The sequence below is a fragment of the Leifsonia naganoensis genome, assembly GCF_013410615.1.
Classification (GTDB): Bacteria; Actinomycetota; Actinomycetes; order Actinomycetales; family Microbacteriaceae; genus Leifsonia; species Leifsonia aquatica.
Window position 1 is genome coordinate 1,175,773 of the sequence record NZ_JACCHJ010000001.1, and the last position, 23,613, is coordinate 1,199,385.

A 23,613-nucleotide genomic window follows, 5' to 3' on the forward strand; every position below is an offset into this window, starting at 1 on the left:
CACTCACAAATGACGAAAACTCCGTTATCGTTAGCGCGTGGGACGCACACCTGATCCGACCAGGAAACCGGAGCTCCTCAGCCGCATCATGGAACACGTGGCGACGGAGCCGCTCTCACGCATGACCTTCCGGAGCCTCGCGACGTCTCTCGGCGTGAGCACCTATTCGTTCGTCTACCATTTCGGGTCCCGCCAGGAGATGATCGACGCCATCCTCGAGGAGGGCGTGCGGCAGCAGAACGAGTCGTTGGTCGGCGTCGACATCGTCGCCTTCGACCGCGAACAGTTCCGCGACTGGTACCGCCAGGCGTTCCGCCACACCCTGCGCGAAGGCAACCGCACCGCGCTGCGCCTGCAGTTCGAGGCCGGCGTGCTGGAGCCGATCGACCCCGACCTCGGCAAGCGCATCACGACCGCGTTCACCGAGTGGCGCGAGCTGGTGCGCTCGTGGCTCAAGAAGCAGGGCGTCGAGACCCGCCGCGCGGGAGTGCTGGCGCACTGGCTCGTGGACTCGGCGGCGGGACTGCAGTTCGGCTACCTGCTCGTCGGGGACCGCGCGGCGACCGTCGCCGCCTTCGATGTGTTCCTCGACGCCTACCTGCGCGAGGCGCTGGGCGACTGAACCCGGCTCACGCGCCGCGTTCGGCCACGGTCTTGACGCCCGCGAGCATCTGCGCCCAATTGCGCTGCGAGTGCTCGGCGGCCTCCCGGGTCGGGTTGTTGTCCTGATCGAGGGTCACCACCGTTCCTGCCGCCGTCTCCTCCAACTCGAATCGGAGCGTGTGGTAGTTGTCGGGCTCGTCCGGCAATCCCGTCAGCGGGCTGAAGTGCGTGAGGACGATGCGCCAGGGCTCCTCGCGGTCTTCGAGCTCGATGACCCGGCCGTGGTCCTCGAACGACCGTCCCTCCCACTCGCCGCTCCAGGTGATCGGCGAGCCGAGGCGCCAGTCCGAGCGCACCTCGGCACCGAACAGGATCTCCGGATGCGCGCCGTTCGAGGTCAGCACCTGCCACACCGTACGACGCGGCGCCCGCACCGTCGCCTCCGCGCGCGCGACGAAATCGCCCATGATCGCCTCCTGCATCTCGCGCCCATCCCACACCCGCAACGAGTCGGCGCACAAGACCGATCAGCGCTGCAGAACCACGGCCTCCCAGGGGCCGAGCACGCCGGTCAGCCCGGTCGCAGCCGTGCCTCCGGATGCGAGCACCACCTCCGCGGACTCCCACCCCGGCAGCGCTGCCACGTCGTACGCGGCCGGCCGCCCGGTCAGGTTCGCGAGCACCAGGAGGGCCTCGCCGTCGAGTGCGCGCACGTAGGCGAAGACCTGCTCGTGCTCGGGGAGCACCAGCTCGAAGCCGCCCGCCGAGACGAGGCGCGACCGGTGGCGGAGGTCGATCAGCGCCCGGTAGTGGGCGAAGACCGACTCGGCGTCGGCGCGCGCGGCGGCGGCGTTGACCTGCGGGAAGTTGGGGTTGACCGTGATCCACGGCTCCCCGGTCGTGAATCCGGCATTCGGCCCGTCGCTCCACTGCATCGGGGTACGCGCGTTGTCGCGGCTCGTCCGGCGGAGCGCGACCAGAACCTCGTCGGCGGGCTCTCCCAGTACGTCGACCGCCTCGGCGTAGTGGTTGAGGGTCTCGATATCGCGGAAGTCGTCGATCGTGGAGAACGGGACGTTCGTCATCCCGAGCTCCTCGCCCTGGTAGACGTACGGGGTCCCGCGCATCAGGTGCAGCACGGTGCCGAGCGCCTTCGCCGACGGGACGCGGTGCTCGCCGTCGTCGCCGAAGCGGCTGACCACGCGGGGCTGGTCGTGGTTGTTCCAGTAGAGGCTGTTCCAGCCGACCTCCGCGAGGCCCTCCTGCCACTGGGCGAGGTTGCGCTTCAGGTCGAGCACGCTCGCGTCGCGGTGGTCCCACTTGCCGCCGGGACCGTGGTCGAGGTCGACGTGCTCGAACTGGAACACCATGTCCAGCTCGCCGCGGGCCGGGTCGGTGAAGCGGCGCGCCTCGGCGATGTCGACGCCGGGCATCTCGCCCACCGTCAGGTAACGGTCGTCACGGCCGGCGAACACGCGCTCGTGCATCTCGTGCAGGAACTCGTGGATGCGCGGGCCCTGCGCGAAGAACGGATACGCGTCTCCCCAGAGCGCACCCGGGGGAACGACGCCGTCGGGGAGCGAGACGTCCTTCGAGAGGAAGTTGACGACATCCATCCGGAAGCCGTCGACGCCGCGGTCGAGCCACCAGTTCATCATGTCGTAGACGGCTCCGCGCACCTCCGGGTTCTCCCAGTTGAGGTCCGGCTGCTTGCGCGAGAAGAGGTGCAGGTAGTACTCGCCGGTGCGCTCGTCGAGCTGCCAGGCGGAACCCGAGAAGAACGAGCCCCAGTTGGTCGGCTCGGCGCCGTGCTCCCCCGGCTGGGCGCCGTCGCGAGGCCCACGCCACCAGTACCAGTCGCGCTTGGGGTTGTCGCGGCTGGAGGCGGACTCCACGAACCACGGATGCTCGTCGGAGGTGTGGTTGACGACGAGGTCCATCACCAGCTTGATGCCACGCTCGTGGAGACCGGCGAGCAGCTCGTCGAAGTCGTCGAGGGTGCCGAACAGCGGGTCGACGCGCTGGTAGTCGCTGATGTCGTACCCGTTGTCGTCGTGCGGGGACGCGTAGATCGGCGACAGCCAGACCACGTCGACGCCGAGCTCCTTCAGGTGGTCGAGGTGCTGGATGATGCCGCGCAGGTCGCCGATGCCGTCGCCGTCGCTGTCCGCGAAGCTCCGCGGGTAGACCTGGTACACGACCGCCGACTGCCACCACTTGTCGTTCACGCACGCCACCCTACTCGGCGAGGACCACCCGCGCTCCGGTGCGGAGCGACTCCCGGGCCGCCAGGCTGACGCGCAGCGCATCGACCGCCGCGGCGACCGGGGCGCGCCGGGGTCGGACTCCGGACTCGACGCAGGCGAGGAAGTACCGCGCCTGTTCCTCGAACGGGTCACCCGGAGCGTCGGCGAGCGTATCGAGGCCGCCGTCGCCGACGACGTCGAGGGAGGTCTGGAACGGCGTGCCCGGCGGGAGATCCGCCACGGCGAGGATCTGGGCGATCCCGCCTTCCGCGTACTCGATCGTCACGGCGACCGGGGCGCCGAACCCGTCGCCCGGCATCGGGAGGGCCGTGACCGCCCTGGGTGCGCCGAGCAGCGCGTTCGCCTGGTCGATGTCGTGGATGGCGAAGTCCACGACCAGGCCGCCCGAGCGCTCCTCGTCCTGCAGCCAGCGGGCCTCGTCGGGTGGCGCCGCTGCCGAGAGGCGAGTGGCGCGGACCGCGCGCGGACGACCGACGCTGCCGGAGGCGACCCGCTCGACGAGAGCGGCGTAGGCGGGGAAGAAGCGCACGACGTGCGCGACCATCAGGATGCCGGGCGCGTCCTCGGCCGCGGCGGCGACGCGCTCCGCATCGGCCACGGTGAGGGCGATCGGCTTCTCGAGCAGGACGTGTCGCCCGGAGGCGAGGGCGCGCACAGCGAGGTCCGCGTGGGTTGGGGTCGGGGTGCAGATCGAGACGATCGTGACCGCGGGATCGGCCAGAGCCTGGTCGAGGTCGGTCGCCCAGCGCACTTCGGGAGCGGCGTCCAGCGCGGGTCGACTCCGGGGCGAGACCGCCCAGCGCACGGGGACGCCGAGGCTCTTCCACGCCGTGGCGTGAGCCTGGCCCATCCGGCCCGCGCCGACGACGACCGCGGCGTGCGTCGCCGCACCGGAGAGCGTCACCGGACCGCCCGGTCGACCTGCGCCGGGTCGAACAGGGCGTCGAGCACGAGGCGTCCGGCGCCGCGGATGCCCGCCTCCTCCTTCGCGACCGTGATCGCGATGTCGAGCTGGTCGGTGATCATCGGCAGGCAGTCGGAGTAGATCGTGGACCGCACTCCCGCAACGAAAGCCTCCGCTTCGCCCAGGATGCCGCCGAGTACGAGCCGCTGCGGGTTGAAGAAGTTCATGATGGTCGCGAGCACGCCGCCCGTGCGCAGCCCCGCCTCGCGCAGCATGAGGGTGGCGAGGGGATGCGCATCCCGCGCCAGGGCCAGGATGTCGCGGGTGTCGGCGACGTCGACCCCCTCGCGGCGGAGCGCCTGCACGATGGCGGCACCGCCCGCGACGGCGTCGAGGCAGCCGATGCGTCCGCAGGAGCACAAGACCTCGGGGACGCCGGGGACGGTCACGTGGCTGATGTCGCCGGCCATGCCGTGGTGGCCGCGGTAGACGCCGCCGAACGCGATGACGCCGCAGCCGATGCTCGACCCGGCCTTGACGAACACGAGCTGATCCGTGCCCCCGCCGAGCGCGGTGTGCTCGCCCAGCGCCATCAGGTTGGCGTCGTTGTCGGCGACGGCCACGAGCCCGGTGCGCGCCCGCAGCTCGGAGGCGACGTCGAGACCGTTCCAGCCGGGCATGCGCGACGGCGACACCATGCGCCCGCTGGTGGAGTCGACCGGACCGGGCAGCCCGATCCCGAAGCCGCGGAGCTCCTGCCCCGGCTCGGCGTAGGCGGCGCGCAGCTCCTCGGCGACGGCGGCGATCCAGCCGAGCACGTGGTCGGGGCCGGCCGCGATGTCCATCGTGTCGGTGCGCGAGACGAGGAGGCGACCCGCGAGGTCGAAGAGCCCGAAGGTGGCGTGGTGCGAGCCGAGGTCGACGGCGAGCACCACGCCGGTGGTGGGATCGACTTCGAGCGCGCGCGGCCGCCGCCCGCCGTGGGAGACCCCTTCGCCGGCCTCGCGGAGGAAGCCGGCGGCGAGGAGCGCATCCACCCGCTGGGCGACGGTGGAGGGAGAGAGGCCGGTGTGCCGGGCGATGTCCGCTCGGGAGGCGGCGCGCCCGGAGCGCACGAGGTCGAGGACGCCGCCCGGCCCGGACGACGACGCGAGCGTGACGGCGGCATCCGGCGGCGTGGTCCTGGTGCTGCTCGGCATCGCGCGTCCCCCTCGTCTGCGCGGTCGGCGCCGCACTGCTGGTGTTGAGGATAGTGTAGCCACTTTCTTCGATTTCGATCTAACCAAAATCAAAATTGCATGAACTTTGATTACTTAGTACGCTCATCGCAATCCGACCGACGATGATGCGAGGAACACGATGGAAGCAGCGAACGCACGGCCCATGGTCAGCCTGCGCCGCGTCGAGAAGCACTTCGGCGATCTGCACGTGCTCAAGACGATCGACCTCGATGTCGCCCCGCGCGAGGTCGTCGTGGTGGTCGGGCCGTCCGGATCCGGCAAGTCCACCCTCTGCCGCTCGATCAACCGCCTCGAGACCATCGACAGCGGCGAGATCCTGGTCGACGGCGAGGCGCTGCCCGAAGAGGGCGCGGCACTCGCACGACTGCGGGCCGAGGTCGGCATGGTCTTCCAGTCCTTCAACCTCTTCGCGCACCGCACCGTGCTCGACAACGTCGCACTGGCTCCGATGAAGGTGCGCGGCATGAAGAAGGCCGCCGCCGAGCGTCAGGCCCTGGAGCTGCTGGACCGCGTCGGGATCGCCGACAAGGCGCACAGCCACCCGGCCCAGCTCTCGGGAGGCCAGCAGCAGCGGGCGGCGATCGCCCGCGCGCTCGCGATGCAGCCCAAGGTGATGCTGTTCGACGAGCCCACCAGCGCGCTCGACCCCGAGATGGTCGGCGAGGTGCTGGACGTGATGACCTCCCTCGCCCGCGACGGCATGACCATGATCGTCGTCACCCACGAGATGGGCTTCGCCCGCCGGGCGGCCGACCGGGTCGTCTTCATGGATCGCGGGCAGATCGTCGAGCAGGCGACGCCCGCCGAGTTCTTCGACTCGCCCCGCTCCGAGCGGGCGAAGTCGTTCCTGGCCTCCGTGCTCTCGCACTGAGTCCTGCGCACCACCGGCTCCATCGCACCACGGCTTCACCGCACCACTGGTTCCACCGCTCCACCGCACCACGACCCGTCCGTTCCAGAAAGGGAAGCACCATGACCCGCAGCACGACCCGCAGGAAGGCCGCCTTCGCCGGCGCCCTGCTCGCGGCCGTGACGCTCGCCGTCACCGCCTGTTCGTCCGGCTCCACCAACCTGCCGGGCTCCGGCTCGAGCTCCACGTCGTCCGCCGACGCCGTGTTCTCCGGCGCCCCCGTCGCCTCGGCCGACCTGATCATCTCGGGCTCGACGATGGAGAAGATCAAGAAGCGCGGCAAGCTCGTCGTCGCCGAAGCGCTCGACGCCCCGCTGCTCTCGCAGCAGGATCCGACCAACCCGGACTCGGTGACCGGCTTCGACGCCGACCTCGCCAAGCTCCTCGCGATCTACATCCTCGGCAAGCCGAACGTGGAGATCGTCCCGCCCGCGAGCGAGACCCGCGAGGCGATGCTGCAGAACGGCACCGTCGACGTCGTGTTCAACACGTATACGATCACCGAGGAGCGCGCGCAGCAGGTGGACTTCGCCGGCCCGTACTTCGAGTCCGGCCTCGCTGTCGCCGTCAAGAGCGACAACAAGGACATCACGAGCTCCAAGGACCTCGACGGCAAGACCGTCATCGTCGGCGCCAACACCCCGGCCGTGACCGAGGTGCCGAAGATCGCCCCGACCGCGACCGTCACCGCGTTCGCGACCGACCCGGCCGCCGTGCAGGCGCTCATCCAGGGCCGCGGCGACGCGTACGTCCAGGACTACACGCTGCTCGCGAGCGACGCCGCCAGCGAGAAGCAGATCAAGGTCGTGGGCCAGCCCTTCACCAAGGAGCCGTACGGCATCGGCCTGAAGCACGGCGACTCCGACTTCAAGTCCTTCGTCAACGACTGGCTCACCAAGATCCAGAAGGGCGGCCAGTGGGGTCAGGCGTGGAAGACCACGCTCGGCACCGTGACCGACTCCGACATCCCGACGCCGCCGAAGATCGGCTCCGTCCCCGGCTCCTGAGCCCCCGGGGCGGGGCCGGATCGTCGGCCCCGCCCTCCCCCGACTTCTCTCACGAGTGAGCGAGCGATGAACCCTCTGATCGACAACCTCGGACCACTGGTCCAGGCCCTCGGCACGACGCTGCTGATGGCGGTCGTGGCCGGTGTCGGCTCGATCGTGCTCGGCGTGCTGATCACGATCGCGCGTGTGAGCCCGATCCCGATCCTGCGCACCGCGGCCTTCCTCTACGTGCAGTTCTTCATCAACGTGCCCCTGCTGGCGCTGCTGCTGCTGGCCGTCTTCGCGCTGCCCGACGCCGGGCTGCTGCTCCCGCTGACGCCCACGGCGATCATCGTGCTGACCGTGTACGAGGCCGCCTACGTGGCGGAGGCGGTGCGGTCGGGCGTCAACACCGTCCCGGTCGGCCAGGTGGAGGCGGCCCGCGCGCTGGGCTTCACGCTCGCCAAGACGCTGCGCCTCGTGGTCGTGCCCCAGGCGCTGCGCGCGGTCGTGCAGCCCATCGGCAACGTGATGATCGCCCTCGCGATGAACACCGCCCTGGCCGCCGCGGTCGGGGTCGTCGAGCTGACGGCCGAGGTCAACAAGGTGAACCTCGTCGCCGCGCAGCCCATCCTGATCTTCTCCAGCGCCGGACTCGTCTACATGGCGATCGCGCTGACCATCGGCCTGGCGGCCGGCTGGGTCGAACGAAAGGTGGCGATCGCCCGATGACCGCCCAGCTCATCCCGGACCGCCCGGCACCCGCACGTCCCCGCCGCCCCAGGCGGACGTATGCCGCTTCGTTCATGTACGACACCCCGGGCCCGCGCGGCCGCCGCAACATCCTCCTCGGCTCCCTGATCAGCTGCGTGGCCTTCGCCGCCATCATCGGCTACGGGATCTGGCAGCTCGCGTCGCACGGTCAGTTCGCGGCGGAGCGCTGGGCGCCGTTCACCGACTGGGCGATCTGGCAGTACCTGCTCGTCGGCCTGCTCGGCACCCTCGAGGCCGCGGCGATCGTCGCCGTGCTCGGCGGCGCCCTCGGGATCGTGCTCGCCCTCGGCCGCCTGAGCCGGCTGCGCCCGGTGCGCTGGCTGTGCGGGTTCTACATCGAGGTCGCCCGCACCATCCCGGTGCTGCTGATGATCTACCTCATGCTCTTCGGCCTCCCCCAGCTCGGCATCAACCTGCCGACCCTGTGGAAGCTGGTCGTTCCGCTGACCATCGCCAACTCGGCGGTGTTCGCCGAGATCGTCCGCGCCGGCGTCCTCAGCCTCCCCCGCGGTCAGCGCGAGGCGGCGCTCAGCCTCGGGATGCGGCCGGTGCAGGCGATGCGCCACGTCGTGCTCCCGCAGGCGCTGCGTAACGTCGCGCCGTCGCTGGTGACCCAGCTCGTCAGCCTCCTGAAGGACACCTCGCTGGGCTACATCGTCGCCTTCACCGAGCTGCTCTACCGCGGACAGGTGCTCGCCTCGTACCTGCACCTGCTCATCCCGACCTACGTCGCGGTGACCGTCATCTATCTCGTCGTCAACGGCAGCCTCTCGGCACTCGCGTCCCGGCTGCAGCGCGGCTCGCGGCGCGGCTCGCGTCGCCGCCCCTCGACGCAGCCGCCTCTGCCGCCCCTGCCGGCGACCCCGCACCAGGAAGAATCCCATGCCTAGCACCACCAGCCACCCCGGAGCGGGTCTGGCCGAGCTCGCCGCCGTCCGTCGTTCCGGGATGATCGAGAGCCGTCACTTCGGCAGCCTCGTCGCCCTCGCACCCGACGGGAGCACCCTCCTGGAACTCGGCGACGCGGACGCGGTCATCCTGCCGCGCAGCACCGTCAAGCCGCTGCAGGCGCTCGCCTGCCTGACCGCGGGCGCCCCGCTCGCCGGGCCGGAGCTCGCGATCGCCGCGGGCAGCCACACCGGCGAGGACGAGCACGTGCGGGTCGTGCGTGAGCTGCTGGCCCGCGCGGGGGTCGACGACGAGGCGCTCGGCTGCCCGGTCGACCGGCCGGAGGACGAGGGCACCTTCGAGCGGCTGGTGCGCGCCGGCGAGCCCCGCGCCCGGGTGCGGATGAACTGCTCCGGCAAGCACGCCGCCATGATCCTGGCCGCCGCCGCGAACGGCTGGGACGTCGCCGGCTACCTCGACCCGGCGCACCCCCTGCAGCAGCATGTCCGCGCCACCATGGCCGAGCTCACCGGTGTCCCCGTCTCCGCCGACGCGGTCGACGGCTGCGGCGCCCCACTCTTCGGGACCACCGTGCGCGGTGTCGCCCGCGCCTTCGGCCGCCTGGTGCAGGCCGCACCCGGCACCCCCGAGCGCGCGGTCGCGGACGCGATGCGCACCCATCCCTTCTACGTGGGCGGCTCGGGCCACCAGAACTCCTCGCTGATGGAGGAGGTGCCAGGCGCCCTCGCCAAGGGCGGAGCCGAGGGCGTCATCGGTGTCGCCGCCGCGGACGGCACCGCCGTCTCGATGAAGATCGTCGACGGCAGCCCGCGCGCCACTACGCTCATCGCCCTGCGGGTGCTCGAAGCGCTCGGCACCTCCATCGACGGCGCCGTGTCGCTGGTCGAACTGCCCGTGCTCGGCGGCGGCGTGCCCGTCGGCCGCATCGAGATCGCCGCCGACCTGGCCGCCGCGCTGGAGCGCATCGCGTGACCGTCGTCGAGATCTGCCTCGACGATCTCGCCGGGGTGCGGCGGGCGGAGGAGGCGGGCGCCGATCGCATCGAGCTGTGCTCCGCCCTCGCCACGGGAGGCCTCACCCCGTCGATCGGGACGGTGGCCGCCGCGCTCGGGCTGGCCCGCCGCATCGGTGTGAACGTGCTCATCCGCCAGCGCCCCGCGGACTTCGTCTTCGACGACGACGAGCTGGCGGCGATGGTCGCCGACATCCGCGCCTTCCGTGCCGTGGACCGGCCGGAGGGCGTGACGCTCGGCTTCGTGGTCGGTGCGCTGCACCCGGACGGCACCGTGGATGCGGACGCGACCCGAGCGCTCGTGCGCGCCTGCGGCGACGCACCGGTGACCTTCCACAAGGCGTTCGACCAGACGCCCGACCGCGCGGCCGCCCTGGAGGAGCTGATCGCCCTCGGAGTCGCACGCGTCCTGACCTCGGGCGGCGCGACGACTGCGCCCGACGGCGTCGCCGAGCTCGCGGCGCTCGTCGCGCAGGCCGCCGACCGGATCACGGTGCTCGCCGGCGGCGGCGTCCGCCCGGCGAACGTTGTGGACCTCGTCGAGCGCTCCGGCGTCTCCGAGGTGCACCTGCGGGCCGTCGAGCAGGCGGCCAGCGCCTCCCTCGTCCTCAGCGGGTACGACAGCGGGATGCGCGACGTCACCTCCTCCCCCATCGTCGCCGCGGTCGTGGACGCGCTGCGCGAGGTCGCGGCGTGAGCGGCGGACCGCTGGCCCTCGCCGTCGATCTGGGCGGCACGGCCATGAAGGGCGCCGTCGTGTCCGAGGCCGGGGCCGTCGTCGCCGAGCTGACGCGCCCGACGCCCACCGCCGACATCCTCGGCGCGCTCGTGACCCTGCTGCGCGACCTGCGCGACGTCGCTCCGGACGAGGTCGTCGGCGCGGGCGTCGCGACCCCCGGGATCCTCGACGAGGAGCGCGGCATCGTCCACTACGCCTCCAACCTCGACTGGCGGGACGTGCCGCTGCTCGACATCCTGCAGTCGCAGTTGCGGCTTCCGGTCGCGGTCGGGCACGACGTGCGCGCGGCCGGCCTCGCCGAGCGGCGCCTGGGTGCGGCCCGCGGCTTCGACGACTTCGTGCTCATCCCGATCGGGACGGGCGTGGCCGCGGCACTGGTCACGGCGGGCGGCACCATCACCGGCGCCACGGGCGCGGCCGGCGAGTTCGGGCACATCCCGGTCATCCCGGGCGGCGAGCCGTGCACCTGCGGGCAGCGCGGCTGCCTGGAGGTCTACATGTCCGGCGCCGGCGTGGCCCGCCGCTACGCGGAGGCCGGCGGTGAGCCGCTCAGCGCGCGGACCATCGTGAGCCGGCTCGGCTCCGACCCGCTCGCCGACCGGATCTGGGACGAGGCCGTGACGGTGCTCGCCCAGGGACTCGTGACGATGACCCTGATGCTCGACCCGGGCGTGATCGTGCTGGGCGGCGGCGTCTCGCAGGCCGGCGACGCGATGTTCGGGCCACTGGAGCGCAAGGTGCGCGACGGGCTCGCCTGGCGTGCGGCCCCGGCGATCGTGCAGAGCGCGCTCGGCGGCGACGCCGGGCGCACGGGCGCGGGACTGCTCGCCTTCGGCGCGGCGCGCTGAGCGACCCCTCCCCGTCGGCGCTCGGTGAGAGGATGACCGGGTGAAGCACCTGCGGCTCGGCCTGGCGGCCCTCATCACCACGGCCGCCGCCGCAGCCGCGTGCGCGACCGTGTGGCTGACCGTCGGCGCCATCGCCGGTCCGGCTGCCGCGGGGTCCCCCGCGGTGCTCGCCACGGTCGTCGCCCTCAGCCTCGCCCGGCGCACCGTCTCCGGACGCCGCGAGTTCGCCCGCTCGGCGGTGCTCCTGCCCGTGATCGGCGTCGCGGCGGCCGGCGTCGGCTGGCTGCTCGTCATCGTGCCGGTCGTGGGCGCGCTGCTCTACATCGCCGGGATGAGCGTCCCGATCTGGCTCCGCCGGTTCGGTCCGTTCGCCGCCCGGCTGGGCGCCCTCATCGCGCTCCCGCTGACGGCGGTGCTGATCGTGCCCGTCGTCCCCGCGGCCTCCGGGACGCCGTGGTGGGCGGCCGCGCTGCTGACGGCCGGTGCCGGTGCGGTCGCCGTGCTGTGGGTGGCGGTGGCGCGGGAGGTGCTCGGGCTGCTGCGCATGGGCCCGGGCCACGGCGAGCCGGCCGCGACGGCTGCGGCGGCTGCGGCGGTTGCGCGGCCCGCGGCTGCCCGGGCGGCGCCCTCGGCCTCCTCCACCTCGCGCCGGCGACTCCCCGCGAGCACGCGCATGGCCATCCAGATGGCGGTCGCCCTCGCCGCGGCGTTCGTCGTCGGCTGGCTGGTCTTCCCGCAGCACGCGATGTGGGTCGTGCTCACCGCGTTCATCGTCAACTCCGGCAACCGCGGCCGGGCCGACGTGCTGCACAAGAGCGCGCTGCGCGTGGCGGGCGCGATCGGCGGCACCGTGCTCGCCCTCGGGCTCGCGGCCGCGGCTCCGACGGCAAGCGGGTTCGCCGCCGTGGTCGTGGTCTTCGTGGCCCTCTTCGCGGGCACCTGGCTGCGCTCGTACAGCTACGCCTTCTGGGCCCTCGCGGTGACCGTCGTGCTGACGATCCTGCAGCAGGTCGTCGGCGTCACCCCGGCCGCCGGGGAGACCGGGCTGCTCCTGGAGCGAGTGCTCGCGATCCTCGTGGGCGCGCTCCTCGGGATCGGCGCCGGCCTGGTTCGTACTGCCGGTCCGCTCGACCGACGTGCTCCGCAAACGGCTCGCCGACCTCCTGATCGCGGTCGGGTCGGTGCTCACGGCCGAGCCGGACGACCGGCAGGCACATGCAGCCTCCTTCCGTGCAGCGCTCCGGCGCGTCGAGGAACTCGCCCCCGCCCACCGGGCCCGGCGCCTGTTCGGCGGCACGGGCGTCCAGCCGATCGACTGCATCGATGCGGCGAGCGCCCTGGGCCCGGCGCTCGACACGCGACTCACTGCAGCCGAGCGCGGCCGCATGTCGCCGGAGCAGCGCGAGCGGGTGCGCGACGCACTCCGGCTGGCACGCGCCAGCCTCGCCGCCCCCGCCGACCTCGAGCGCGTGCGCGCACGGCTGAACGGACTCGTATCGGCGCTCCAGGGCGGCCCGGTAGCCTGAGCACATGCTCACCCCGCCCGTCACCGCGAAGAAGCCGACCGAACGCATCCAGCACGGAGACGTCTACATCGACGAGTACGAGTGGCTGCGCGACAAGGACGACCCGGCGGTGCTGGCGCACCTGCACGAGGAGAACGCGTACACGAACGCACGCACCGAGCACCTGTCGCTGCTGCGCGAGCAGATCTTCGAGGAGATCAAGGGACGCACGCGCGAGACCGACCTGAGCGTGCCGGTGCGCGAGGGCGACTGGTGGTACTACACGCGCACCGTGGAGGGGAAGCAGTACGGCATCCACTGCCGCGCCCCCATCGCCTCCCCCGACGACTGGGAGCCGCCGGCGCTCGACGACAGAGCGCAGGTCGAGGGACTGCCGGGCGAGCAGATCCTGCTCGACGACAACGTGGAGGCCGACGGGCACGACTTCTACGCGCTCGGCAGCTTCGACGTGAGCGCCGACGGCACGCGGCTGCTCTACGGCGTCGACACCGAGGGCGACGAGCGGTACACGATCCGCGTGCGGTCCCTGACGGCCGGCGGCGACGCATTCCCCGACGAGATCGAGGGCACCGGCGCCGGCGCGCTCTTCGACCAGAGCGGCGAACACATCTTCTACACGACCGTCGACGACGCGTGGCGGCCCGACACCGTGTGGCGGCACCGGGTCGGCGTCGGCCCGGACGGTGAGGAGGACGCGCAGGTCTTCCACGAGCCGGACGAGCGCTTCTGGATCGGCGTGGGGCTGACGCGGAGCCGCCGCTTCCTCGTCATCGAAGCCGGGTCCAGCGTCACCAGCGAGGCCTGGCTGCTGTCGTCGGACGACCCGACCGGCGAGTTCACCGTCGTCTGGCCGCGCAAGGACGGCGTCGAGTACGACATCGAGCACGTGGTGGTCGGCAGCCACGACCGCCTCCTCATCGTCCACAACGACGAGGCCGTCAATTTCGAGCTGGTGAGTGTCTCCGCCGAGGACCCGCAGGGGCCGCGCAAGACGATCCTCGCCCACAACCCGGCCGTCCGGATCGAAGGGGTGGATGCGTTCCGCGACTTCGTGGCGCTGGAGTACCGGCGTGAGGGCCTCACCCGCGTAGCCGTCGCGTGCATCCCGGAGGACGGCGGATCGAGCGACGACACCCTCCACGAGCTGCACTTCGACGAGGAGCTCTTCACCGTCGGCGTCGGCGGCAACCCCGAGTGGACCCAGCCGTCGCTGCGGCTCGGCTACGGCAGCTTCGTCACCCCGTCGAGCGTCTACGACTACGACGTGCGCACCCGCGAACTGACCCTGCGCAAGCAGCAGCCGGTGCTCGGCGAGTTCGACCCCGGGCTGTTCGAGCAGAAGCGCGAGTGGGCGACGGCGAAGGACGGCACCCGCATCCCGATCTCGCTCGTCTACCGCCGCGACCTCGTGACGCCGGGCGAGCCCGCCCCGATGGTGCTCTACGGCTACGGGTCGTACGAGGCCAGCATGGACCCGTCGTTCGGCATCCCGCGCCTCAGCCTGCTCGACCGCGGCGTCGTCTTCGCGATCGCCCACGTGCGCGGCGGCGGCGAGCTCGGCCGGCTCTGGTACGAGAACGGCAAGAAGCTGCACAAGAAGAACACCTTCACCGACTTCGTGGAGTCGGCGCGTCACCTGATCGACGAGGGCTGGACCTCCCCCGACCGGCTCGTCGCCCAGGGCGGCAGCGCCGGCGGTCTGCTGATGGGCGCGATCGCCAACCTGGCGCCGAAGTACTTCGCCGGCGTGCTCGCCGAGGTGCCGTTCGTGGACCCGCTGACCAGCATCCTCGACCCCTCCCTCCCCCTCACGGTGATCGAGTGGGACGAGTGGGGCGACCCGCTGCACGACGCCGACGTGTACGCGTACATGAAGTCGTACTCGCCGCTGGAGAACGTGCACGAGACGCGCTATCCGAAGATCCTCGCGGTCACCAGCCTGAACGACACCCGCGTGCTCTACGTGGAGCCGGCCAAGTGGGTCGCGAAGCTGAGGGATGTCGCCGGCGCGGATGCGCTGCTCAAGACCGAGATGGCGGCCGGGCATGGCGGCGTCTCGGGCCGCTACTCCGCCTGGCGCGAGCGCGCGTTCTCGCTGGCGTGGATGCTCGACGTGATCGGGGCGCACCCGACCGGGGAGTAGTCCCGCGACTGCGGTCCCACGGGACATCTGCGGCGCGGCGAGCAGCCGCAGATGTCCCGCAGCACCGCAGTCAGACCGCTCGGGAGAAGCGCGCCGCTGCAGTCACGGGTTCGTGCGGAGGCCCCCGATGAGCGCGGACGCCGACTCGATGGCGACTCTGCGACGTCTGCCCGCATCCGACCCGGACGCGGCGGCGACCCAGCGCGAGGCATCCGCGAGCGCCCCGTTGAGCATGGTCGCGATCGCCACCGGTGACACGTGCTCGGCGACGATGCCGCGGTTCCGGGCCTCCTCGACGACCTCGGCCAGGGTCGCGATGCACGCGGCCGACGTCTCCTCCACGGCGTCCGGGATGACGGCGGGTGCGTCCGTGAACATGATCCGCTGGAACTCGGCCGACTGGGTCTTCTCGATGTAGGCGCGGCTGCGCTCGTCGAGAGCGACGAGCGGATCGTCGTGGCCGGTGAGGATCGTCCTCAGCTGGGCGCACAGCTCCGCATCGAGCTGTCGCACGACCGCGTCGAGCAGTCCCTGCTTGCCGCCGAAGTGGTGGTACAGCGCGCCCCGGGTGAGCCCGGCGGACGCCGTCAGCTCGTCCATGGAGGTCCCCGCGTACCCGTGCTCGGCGAAATGCGCCCGCGCGGCTGTGAGCAGTTGGTCCCGCGTCTCGTCGATCATCTGGGCGCGCGAACGACGCTCGGGCTTGCGTGCGGTGGAGGTCGCGGCCATCGATTCTCCGTCGTCCGGGGGTGGGGGTCGTCGGGGGGTGGGGCTCCAGTCTAGCTCGCATACGCGGCGCATGTTAATTGACATACGCGTCGTATGTGAATACCGTCATCCACATACGCGGCGTATGTGTCCGCCGACCGGATGAAAGCAGCTCCTCCCCATGACGACTCAGCGAATCGACCCCGCGGCGCCCTCGACCCCGTCCCCCGTCCCCGTCTTCCGGTGGGCTCCAGTGCTCGCGGTGGCGCTGTCGACGTTCACCGTCGTCACGGCCGAGATGATGCCGGTGGGGCTTCTCCCGTCGATCGCCGCGGACCTGCGGGTGAACACCGGGCTCGCGGGGATGTCGCTCACCATCACGGGCGTGCTGGCCGCGATCGTCGCTCCTCTCACCCCCGTGATCGCGGGTCGCGGGGATCGGCGCACGCTCCTCGTCGGGTTCCTCGCGCTGTTGACGCTGGCCAACATCGTGAGCGCCCTCTCCACGAGCTTCGCGATGTTCGCGGTCGCCCGCGTCTTCATCGGCGTCTCGATGGGCGTGGTGTGGGCGTCGGCGGGAGGGCTCGGTCCGCGGCTGGCGGATCCGGCTCACCTCGGCCGGGCGATGACCGCGATCTTCTCCGGCACCTCGATCGGCATGGTCCTCGGCCTGCCCGCAGGGACGTTCATCGCCGGACTCGCCGGATGGCGCGCCGCCTTCTGGGCGGTCGCCGCGCTGAGTGCGGCGGGCGCGCTCTGCGCCCTCGTGGCGATGCCGCGGCTCCCGGTCGTCGAACGTGCGCGCCTCGCGGGCACCTTCCTCCCCTGGCACGACCGAGGTCCGGACCGGATTCACCATCACCGCCCTCGTGGTGACCGGGCACTTCATGGCCTACACGTACATCCGGCCGGTCCTCGAGACCGACCCGGACATCACTCCGCCCCTCGTCGTGGCAGCCCTGGCCGCGTTCGGTCTCGCCGGCATCGTCGGGAACGCCGTCCTCGGCCCGTTCGCCGCCGGCCGCCCCCGCGCCGTGCTGCTGATCGCGCTCAGCACCATCGCGCTGGGCACCGCCCTCCTCCCCGTCGCCGTCGCCGCGATCTGGACCGCTTTCGCCGTGCTGACGCTCTGGGGGGCCGGGTACGGCGCCATCGGCGTCGCGACGCAGGCGTGGATCCGGTCCGCCGATCCGGCGCTGGTGGAGCGGAGTTCTGCGATGTGGTCGGGCGTCTTCAACGGCGCGATCGCCGTCGGTGCCTTCGCCGGCGGCCTGCTCTTCGATGGTCTCGGCGGAGCTCCGGTCCTCCTCGTCGCCGGCGGTATCGTCGCCGTCGGCTGGATCGCGACGCTCGTCGGGCGCCCGGTCAGCCCAGGTCGTCAGGGTCCTTCCCCGTCCGCTCGCCGGTCTCGAGCGCAGCGATAGCGGCGAGGTCGTCGGCGTCGAGCTCGAAGCCGAAGACGTCGAGGTTCTCGCGGATGCGCGCGGGCGTCGACGACTTCGGGATGACGACGTTGCCGAGCTGCAGCTGCCAGCGGATGACGACCTGCGCCGGCGTGACGCCGTGCTTCCGCGCGAGCCCATCGAGGGTGGGGTCGCCGAGCACCCGCCCGCGCGCCAGCGGCGACCAGGCCTCGGTCACGATGCCGTGCTCGCGGTCGTAGCGGCGCACCTCCTCCTGCGGCAGCCACGGGTGCAGCTCGACCTGGTTGACAGCGGGGACGACCTCGGTCTCCGCGGCGAGCCGGTCGAGGTGGTGCGTGTGGAAGTTCGCGACGCCGATCGACCGGGCGCGGCCCTCCTCCCGGATGCGCTCCAGCGCGCGCCAGGTGTCGACGTACTTGTCGTGCTTCGGCGCCGGCCAGTGGATGAGGAACAGGTCGACCGTGTCGAAGCCGAGCCGCTCCAGGCTCGCGTCGAACGACCGCAAGGTCGAGTCGTAGCCGTTCTCCGTCCACCACACCTTGGTCGTCACGTACACGTCGTCGCGGTCGAGGCCGCTGCGACGCACGCCCTCCCCCACGCCGCGCTCGTTCTCGTAGAACGCAGCCGTGTCGATGTGCCGGTATCCGGCGTCGAGCGCGGCGAGCACCGCATCCACCGTCTCGGCCTCCGGGATCTTGTAGACGCCGAAGCCGAGCTGCGGGATGCTGCTGCCGTCGTTGAGAGTGACCTGGGGGATGCTCGTCATGGGTTCATTCTCCCGCTCCCCCGGCGTACCAGTGGAGGTGACGTAAGGAGACGACATGACTGCAGACGGACGAGCGATCGCGTTCCTGGTGGGACCCGAGGGCATCGAGCAGGCGGAGCTGACCGAGCCGTGGAAGGCGGTGGCCGACGCGGGAGGCACCCCGCGGCTGATCTCGAAGGATTCGGGCGAGGTGCAGGCGTTCGAGCACCTGACGCCGGCGGACCGCTTCCCGGTGGACGTGACGCTGGATGCGGCGTCGGCCGACGACTTCGACGCGCTGGTGCTGCCGGGCGGCGTCGCGAACGGCGACCAGGTGCGCACCTTCCCCGGAGCGGTGAAGCTGGTGCAGGAGTTCGCGGCCGCGGGCAAGCCGATCGCGGTGATCTGCCACGGCGGCTGGGTGCTGGTGGAGGCGGGCGTCGTCGACGGGCGGCGCCTCACGAGCTGGCCGAGCCTCCAGACCGACTACCGCAACGCCGGAGCGACCTGGGTGGACGAGGAGGTCGTGGTCGACGACGGACCGTTCACCCTGATCTCGTCGCGCAAGCCCGACGACCTGCCCGCGTTCAACCGGGAGCTGCTCGCGGCGCTGGGGTAGGGCCGGAACGCCGGTCGCGAATCAGCGCGCGACGGTGCGGAACCCCGTGTTCGCCATCGACGAGTCCGGGGTGTTCGACGAGCGCGCTGCGTTCCGGTACCGGTTGCAGTAGGAGTCGTGGCAGAGGAACGATCCGCCGCGCATGACGCGCTGAGCCCCGCGCTTCGGCCCGCGGGGGTCGGAGCCGGGCGACACCGCGTAGTAGCCGGGGTCGTACCAGTCGGCGACCCACTCCCACACGTTGCCCACGGTCTGCCAGAGCCCGTACGCGTTGGGTTCGAAGGTGTGAACGGGCGCGGTGGTCAGAAAGCCATCGGCAGTCGTATTCCGGTCGGGGAATGCCCCCTGCCAGATGTTCGCGCGCCAGCCTCCCGGCTCCTCCTCGACGCCGCCGCGCTCGTCGCCCCACGGGTAGCGCGCGCTCTCGAGGCCGCCGCGCGAGGCGGCCTCCCACTCGGCCTCGGTGGGGAGTCGCCGGTCGGCCCACTCGCAGTACGCGACAGCGTCGTTCCAGCTCAGGTGGACGGCGGGGTGGTCGTCCATGCCGTCGATTCCGGAATGACGGCCACCCGGATGCCGCCAGTCCGCGCCGGCGACGCCGAGCCACCACGGGGTCTGGGGAGGCTGTCCGAGTACGTCCGCGTCGTCGGCCGCGAGCGCGAGGTGGAAGACGGCGGAGTAGCCGAACGTCTCCGCCTCGGTGCGGTAACCCGTCGCCTCGACGAAGGCGGCGAATGCAGCGTTGGTGACGCTCGTGGTGTCGATGGTGAAGGCCTCGAGCGTCACCGCGTGGAGCGGCGTCTCGCCGTCGTGCCAGCGGTCGTCGCCGTGGGCGTCGCCCATCGTGAAGGTCTGGGCGGGGATGCTCGCCTGGGCGATCGGATGACGGCCCAGCGCGGCCGCCGGAGTCGGCGCGGACTCCGCCCGGACGCCGAGGAACAGATCGGCGCGGGAGGGGGCGCAGCAGTCGTGCGAGTCCGTCATGCGCTCATTCTGTCGCGGATCGGCCTCCCTGCCGAGCCTTCGTGAGTGTTTCCTGGCAATGGGACGCATCGGGGTTGCGGGCCCGGCGGAGGCGCGGGAACGTGGCTGGCTCCTGGAGACATCGAACGGAAGGAGAGCACATGCTCACCCTCACTGAGAACGCCAGCACGATCGTCAAGACCCTCACCGACCAGTCGCCGGCCGACGACGCGGGACTGCGCATCAGCAGCAGCAACCCGGAGCACACGGCCTTCGCGGCCGCCGTGTCGGAGACACCCGACCCCGCCGACCAGATCGTGGACGCGGGAGGTGCGCGCCTCTTCCTCGAGGAGGGAGCCGCCGCAGCACTCGACGACAAGGTGCTCGACGCCCAGGTCGACGAGCAGGGCTCGGTCAGCTTCGCCATCGGCGCGCTGGCCTAGAGCCGCCCAGAACGCGAAAAGTGCGCCGTCTCGATGCGAGACGGCGCACTTTTCGCGTTGTCGGCGAGCTACGCGGGCTGCGCGCTCGACTCCGACTCCGCCTCGGTCTCGGCCTCCGCGGCGGCGCCGCGGAACTGGGTCATGTAGAGGTCGTAGTACGCGCCGCGGCGCTCGAGCAGCGTCGCGTGGTCGCCCTGCTCCACGATGCTGCCGTTCTCCATCACCAGGATGGTGTCGGCATCCCGGATCGTGGAGAGGCGGTGCGCGATCACGAACGACGTGCGGTCGGTGCGCAGCGCGGCCATCGCGTGCTGCACGAGCAGCTCGGTGCGGGTGTCGACCGATGAGGTCGCCTCGTCCAGGATCAGCAGAGAGGGGTTCGCGATGAACGCCCGCGCGATCGTGATCAGCTGCCGCTCGCCGGCCGAGACGTTGCCGCCGTCGGACTCGATGACGGTGTCGTAGCCCTCCGGCAGCTGGCGCACGAAGCGGTCGACCATGGTGGCCTTGGCGGCCTCCACGACCTCCTCGTCGGTCGCGTCGAGGCGGCCGTACCGGATGTTCTCGCGGATGCTGCCCGAGAACAGCCAGGCGTCCTGCAGCACCATGCCGACCTGACCGCGCAGTTCCGACCGCGACAGGTCCGTCGTGTCGATGCCGTCGAGGCGGATGGCGCCGCCGTTCAGCTCGTAGAACCGCATGATGAGGTTGACCAGCGTGGTCTTGCCCGCACCGGTCGGCCCCACGATCGCGACCGTCTGACCCGGCTTCACGGAGAGGCTGAGGTCCTGGATGAGCGGCGTCTCGGGGTCGTACGAGAACTCAACGTCGTCGAGTTCCACCCGCCCGTCGGCGCGCTCCGGGAGGTGCCGCGTCTCGTGGTCGGGGGTCTGCTCCTCGGCGTCCAGGAACTCGAAGGTGCGCTCGGCCGAGGCGACGCCGGACTGCAGCATGTTGGCCATGCCGGCGATCTGCCCGATCGGCTGCGAGAACTCGCGCGAGTACTGGATGAACGCGGTCGCGTCGCCGATCGTCATCTGGCCCGACACCACGCGGAGCGCGCCGACGACGGCGATCAGCACGTACGACAGGTACGAGACGAAGTTCATCGCCGGCATGATCATGCCCGAGACGAACTGCGCACCGACCATCGAGCGGTACAGCTTCTGGTTGCGGCCGTCGAACTCCTCCAGCATCACGCCGTCGCGACCGAAGGCGCGCACCAGGTCGAGACCCGAGTACGACTCCTCGATGTGACCGTTCAGGTTGCCGGTCGACGCCCACTGCTGCTTGAACAGCTTCTGCGACCGGCTGCCGATCACGCCGGCGATGACGCCGGACAGCGGGATGGAGATGAGCGCGATCAGCGCGAGCTGCCACGACACGATGAACATCATGATGCCGATTCCGACGACCATCAGCACCGACTGGATCAGCTGCGAGAACGCCTGCTGCAGCGCGGTCTGGATGTTGTCCACGTCGTTCGTCACGCGCGACATCAGGTCGCCGCGCTGGCGGGCGTCGAAGTAGCGCAGTGGGATGCGGTTGAGCTTGGTCTCGATGTCGCGACGCAGGCCGTAGACGACCCGCATGACGAGGGCGTTCAGGATGTAGCCCTGCCACCACTGCAGGAGGGACGCCACGATGTACATCGCGAGCACGATCATCAGCAGCCGGCCGAGCTGGACGAAGTCGATCCCGGTGCCCGGGATCAGCGTGCCCTTGTCGTCGATCGTCCCGACGGCGCCGGAGAAGATCACGTCGGTCGCCTGACCGAGGATCCGCGGTGCGATCACGACGAGCGCGACCGAGATCACGACGAGCAGGGTGACCCAGGTCATCCCGACCCACTCGGTGCCCAGCAGACCCAGGAGGCGCTTGAACGACGGCCAGAAGTTCTCGGCCTTGCGCGCGGGGGCGTCGCCGAACATGTCGCCGTCCGACTCCCCCGGCGTGTACTCGTAGGCGACCTCTTCGAGGGTCGCCTCCACGGCGCTCTCGCGGGCGGCGCGGTCCGCCTCGGTCGCGGCGGCGCCGCGCTTCGTCTTCTTGTCTCGTGCCATCTCAGGCCACCTCCAGGCTCAGCTGGGACTCGACGATCTCCCGATACGTCTCGCTCGTCTCCAGCAGCTCGTCGTGGGTTCCGCGGGCGACGACCCGGCCGTCGTCGAGGACGACGATGGAGTCGGCCTCGCGGATGGTCGAGACGCGCTGGGCGACGACGATGACCGTCGCGTCGCCGGTCGACTCCGCGAGCGCGGCGCGCAGGCGGGCGTCGGTCGCGACGTCGAGCGCCGAGAACGAGTCGTCGAAGAGGAATACCTTCGGCTGGGCGACGAGAGCACGGGCGATGCAGAGCCGCTGGCGCTGACCTCCCGAGACGTTCGTGCCGCCCTGGGAGATCCGCTCGTCGAGGCCGTGCTCCTTGGCGCGCACGAAGTCCTCGGCCTGAGCGATGCGCAGCGCCTCCCACAGCTGCTCGTCCGTGGCGTCCGGACGGCCGAAGCGGAGGTTGCTGGCGATCGTGCCCGAGAACAGGTACGGCCGCTGCGGCACGAGCCCGAGCTGCCCGGCCAGCTGCTGCCGGCTGAGGGCGTCGACGGCCACGCCGCCGATGCGCACGTGCCCGGTCTGCGGCGTGAACAGGTTGGCGATCACCGAGACCAGCGTGCTCTTGCCCGATCCGGTGGAGCCGACGATGGCGGTGATCCGGCCGGGCTCGGCGGTGAACGACACGTCGCTCAGCACCGGCTTCTCCGCACCGGGGTAGCCGAAGGTCACGCCCTCGATCTCCACGCGGCCGTCGGCGGGGAGCTCTGCGGCGTGCGCGCCCTGCCCCTGCGACGGGACGGCGCTGAGCACCTCGTCGATGCGCTCGGCGCAGACGATCGCGCGCGGGATCATCATCGCCATGAAGACGCCCATCATCACCGCGGTGAGGATCTGCAGCAGGTACTGCAGGAAGGCCGTGAGCGCGCCGATCTGGATGTCACCCGCGCCGACCCGGTGCCCGCCGAACCACAGCACGGCGGCGGTGGCGGCGTTGAGGATCAGCATGATGAGCGGGAACATCAGCACGAAGATGTTGCCGACCCGGACCGAGACGCGGGTCAGGGCCAGGTTGGCCTCGTCGTAGCGCAGGCTCTCGAACTTCTCGCGGACGAACGCGCGGATCACGCGGATGCCGACGATCTGCTCGCGGATCACGCCGTTCACACCGTCGATGCGTTCCTGCATCTGGCGGAACAGCGGCAGCAGCAGCCACACCAGGAGGCCGACCACCACGAACAGGATGGCCACTGAGACCCAGATGAGCCAGGAGAGCCCCGCATCCACCTGCACGGCGAGGATGATGCCCGCGATGCACATGATCGGCGTCGACACCATGAAGTTGAGCGTCAGCAGCACGAGCATCTGCACCTGCTGCACGTCGTTCGTGTTGCGGGTGATCAGGGTCGGCATGCCCCAGCGGGCCAGGTCGAGCGAGGGGAGGGAGTCCACCTTGCGGTAGAAGTCGCGGCGGATGTCGCGGCCGACCGACATCGACGCGCGGGCGCCGAAGTAGGTGGCGGCGATGGCCGCGACGACCTGCACGAAGCAGACCATGAGCATCATCCCGCCGGTCGACCAGATGAATCCGGTGTCGCCGGTGACGATGCCCTTGTCGATGATGTCTTTGTTGAGGGTCGGGAGGTAGAGGGCCGCGAGGGTCGCGATCAATTGGAGGATCACGACCGCGAGGGCCGACCGCCAATAGGGACGACCGAACCGCAGAGCCATTCGGAGAAGAGTCACGAGAATTCCTGAGTGTCGCAGTGCTGGTGAGGTGCCGGGAGGCCGGAGCACAAG

General features: G+C 71.2%; 22 protein-coding genes and 2 pseudogenes. 15 read left to right on the forward strand and 9 right to left on the reverse strand.

Going from position 1 to position 23,613, the window contains the following annotated elements; all coding sequences use genetic code 11:
- Positions 1-37: 37 nt before the first annotated feature.
- Entirely contained in the window at positions 38-622 is a 585-nt protein-coding gene (locus HNR14_RS05630) for a TetR/AcrR family transcriptional regulator (protein WP_179700249.1), read from the forward strand.
- Positions 623-629: 7 nt separating this feature from the next.
- Here the strand turns inward: HNR14_RS05630 and HNR14_RS05635 are convergent, their stop codons facing one another.
- Genes HNR14_RS05635 through HNR14_RS05650 form a run of 4 tightly spaced genes read right to left on the reverse strand, consistent with a single transcriptional unit; the run spans position 630 to position 4,973 of the window.
- Positions 630-1,070: an SRPBCC family protein gene (locus HNR14_RS05635; RefSeq protein WP_179700250.1), complete on the reverse strand. Its 441-nt coding sequence runs from the start codon at positions 1,068-1,070 to the stop codon at positions 630-632.
- Between the two features lie 60 nt (positions 1,071-1,130).
- Complete coding sequence (locus tag HNR14_RS05640) at positions 1,131-2,831, reverse strand: alpha,alpha-phosphotrehalase (protein ID WP_179700251.1); 1,701 nt, start codon at positions 2,829-2,831, stop codon at positions 1,131-1,133.
- A 10-nt stretch (positions 2,832-2,841) separates the two neighbouring features.
- Positions 2,842-3,774 carry a Gfo/Idh/MocA family protein gene (locus HNR14_RS21315; protein ID WP_343064422.1) on the reverse strand — a complete coding sequence of 311 codons (933 nt, stop codon included), beginning with the start codon at positions 3,772-3,774 and terminating at the stop codon, positions 2,842-2,844.
- A complete protein-coding gene (locus HNR14_RS05650) occupies positions 3,771-4,973 on the reverse strand; it encodes an ROK family transcriptional regulator (protein WP_179700252.1) in 1,203 nt (400 codons plus the stop codon). Before HNR14_RS05650 ends, HNR14_RS21315 begins: the two co-directional genes overlap by 4 nt.
- A gap of 160 nt (positions 4,974-5,133) precedes the next feature.
- On the opposite strand from HNR14_RS05650, the gene HNR14_RS05655 reads away from it, so the two are divergent.
- The 10 genes and pseudogenes from HNR14_RS05655 (at position 5,134) to HNR14_RS05700 (ending at position 14,862) form a co-directional block, all read left to right on the forward strand.
- Positions 5,134-5,886 (forward strand): amino acid ABC transporter ATP-binding protein, encoded by a 753-nt coding sequence (locus HNR14_RS05655; RefSeq protein WP_281371271.1) that lies wholly within the window; start codon positions 5,134-5,136, stop codon positions 5,884-5,886.
- Positions 5,887-5,987: 101 nt separating this feature from the next.
- Positions 5,988-6,932, forward strand: coding sequence for a glutamate ABC transporter substrate-binding protein (locus tag HNR14_RS05660; RefSeq protein ID WP_021763343.1), 945 nt, complete (start codon positions 5,988-5,990; stop codon positions 6,930-6,932).
- 66 nt (positions 6,933-6,998) lie between these two features.
- Positions 6,999-7,643 carry an amino acid ABC transporter permease gene (locus HNR14_RS05665; RefSeq protein ID WP_021763342.1) on the forward strand — a complete coding sequence of 215 codons (645 nt, stop codon included), beginning with the start codon at positions 6,999-7,001 and terminating at the stop codon, positions 7,641-7,643.
- 74 nt (positions 7,644-7,717) lie between these two features.
- Positions 7,718-8,575: an amino acid ABC transporter permease gene (locus HNR14_RS05670; RefSeq protein ID WP_246311523.1), complete on the forward strand. Its 858-nt coding sequence runs from the start codon at positions 7,718-7,720 to the stop codon at positions 8,573-8,575.
- Positions 8,568-9,566 (forward strand): asparaginase, encoded by a 999-nt coding sequence (locus HNR14_RS05675; RefSeq protein ID WP_179700254.1) that lies wholly within the window; start codon positions 8,568-8,570, stop codon positions 9,564-9,566. Before HNR14_RS05670 ends, HNR14_RS05675 begins: the two co-directional genes overlap by 8 nt.
- A complete protein-coding gene (locus HNR14_RS05680; protein ID WP_179700255.1) occupies positions 9,563-10,303 on the forward strand; it encodes a copper homeostasis protein CutC in 741 nt (246 codons plus the stop codon). The genes HNR14_RS05675 and HNR14_RS05680 overlap by 4 nt, the downstream gene beginning before the upstream one ends.
- On the forward strand, positions 10,300-11,193 hold the full coding sequence (locus HNR14_RS05685) for an ROK family protein (RefSeq protein ID WP_179700256.1): 894 nt from the start codon (positions 10,300-10,302) through the stop codon (positions 11,191-11,193). Before HNR14_RS05680 ends, HNR14_RS05685 begins: the two co-directional genes overlap by 4 nt.
- A gap of 745 nt (positions 11,194-11,938) precedes the next feature.
- Positions 11,939-12,229: pseudogene (locus HNR14_RS21480) on the forward strand (FUSC family protein); the annotation flags it as partial.
- Between the two features lie 100 nt (positions 12,230-12,329).
- Positions 12,330-12,719, forward strand: coding sequence for a hypothetical protein (locus HNR14_RS05695; protein WP_179699273.1), 390 nt, complete (start codon positions 12,330-12,332; stop codon positions 12,717-12,719).
- 4 nt (positions 12,720-12,723) lie between these two features.
- Positions 12,724-14,862, forward strand: coding sequence for a S9 family peptidase (locus HNR14_RS05700; RefSeq protein WP_179700257.1), 2,139 nt, complete (start codon positions 12,724-12,726; stop codon positions 14,860-14,862).
- 102 nt (positions 14,863-14,964) lie between these two features.
- Here the strand turns inward: HNR14_RS05700 and HNR14_RS05705 are convergent, their stop codons facing one another.
- The gene (locus HNR14_RS05705) at positions 14,965-15,591 is read right to left on the reverse strand and encodes a TetR/AcrR family transcriptional regulator (RefSeq protein WP_179700258.1); all 627 of its coding nucleotides are present in this window, start codon (positions 15,589-15,591) and stop codon (positions 14,965-14,967) included.
- Positions 15,592-15,871: 280 nt separating this feature from the next.
- Here HNR14_RS05705 and HNR14_RS21485 point away from each other — a divergent pair.
- Positions 15,872-16,309 (forward strand): annotated as a pseudogene (locus HNR14_RS21485) (MFS transporter); the annotation flags it as partial.
- A 130-nt stretch (positions 16,310-16,439) separates the two neighbouring features.
- On the forward strand, positions 16,440-16,994 hold the full coding sequence (locus tag HNR14_RS05715; RefSeq protein ID WP_179700259.1) for an MFS transporter: 555 nt from the start codon (positions 16,440-16,442) through the stop codon (positions 16,992-16,994).
- Here the strand turns inward: HNR14_RS05715 and HNR14_RS05720 are convergent.
- Positions 16,936-17,760: an aldo/keto reductase gene (locus tag HNR14_RS05720; RefSeq protein ID WP_179700260.1), complete on the reverse strand. Its 825-nt coding sequence runs from the start codon at positions 17,758-17,760 to the stop codon at positions 16,936-16,938. The genes HNR14_RS05715 and HNR14_RS05720 overlap by 59 nt on opposite strands.
- A gap of 55 nt (positions 17,761-17,815) precedes the next feature.
- Between HNR14_RS05720 and HNR14_RS05725 the strand changes: the two genes are divergently transcribed.
- Complete coding sequence (locus tag HNR14_RS05725) at positions 17,816-18,358, forward strand: type 1 glutamine amidotransferase domain-containing protein (RefSeq protein ID WP_179700261.1); 543 nt, start codon at positions 17,816-17,818, stop codon at positions 18,356-18,358.
- A 21-nt stretch (positions 18,359-18,379) separates the two neighbouring features.
- On the opposite strand, the gene HNR14_RS05730 is transcribed toward HNR14_RS05725, so the two are convergent.
- Positions 18,380-19,342: a formylglycine-generating enzyme family protein gene (locus tag HNR14_RS05730; protein ID WP_179700262.1), complete on the reverse strand. Its 963-nt coding sequence runs from the start codon at positions 19,340-19,342 to the stop codon at positions 18,380-18,382.
- Positions 19,343-19,482: 140 nt separating this feature from the next.
- On the opposite strand from HNR14_RS05730, the gene HNR14_RS05735 reads away from it, so the two are divergent.
- Positions 19,483-19,764 carry a hypothetical protein gene (locus HNR14_RS05735; RefSeq protein WP_021758329.1) on the forward strand — a complete coding sequence of 94 codons (282 nt, stop codon included), beginning with the start codon at positions 19,483-19,485 and terminating at the stop codon, positions 19,762-19,764.
- Positions 19,765-19,832: 68 nt separating this feature from the next.
- Here HNR14_RS05735 and HNR14_RS05740 read toward each other — a convergent pair whose 3' ends face one another.
- Together HNR14_RS05740 and HNR14_RS05745 are read right to left on the reverse strand one after the other, a co-directional pair.
- Positions 19,833-21,827 (reverse strand): ABC transporter ATP-binding protein, encoded by a 1,995-nt coding sequence (locus HNR14_RS05740; RefSeq protein ID WP_179700263.1) that lies wholly within the window; start codon positions 21,825-21,827, stop codon positions 19,833-19,835.
- A 1-nt stretch (position 21,828) separates the two neighbouring features.
- Entirely contained in the window at positions 21,829-23,559 is a 1,731-nt protein-coding gene (locus HNR14_RS05745; protein WP_179700264.1) for an ABC transporter transmembrane domain-containing protein, read from the reverse strand.
- Positions 23,560-23,613 lie beyond the last annotated feature (54 nt).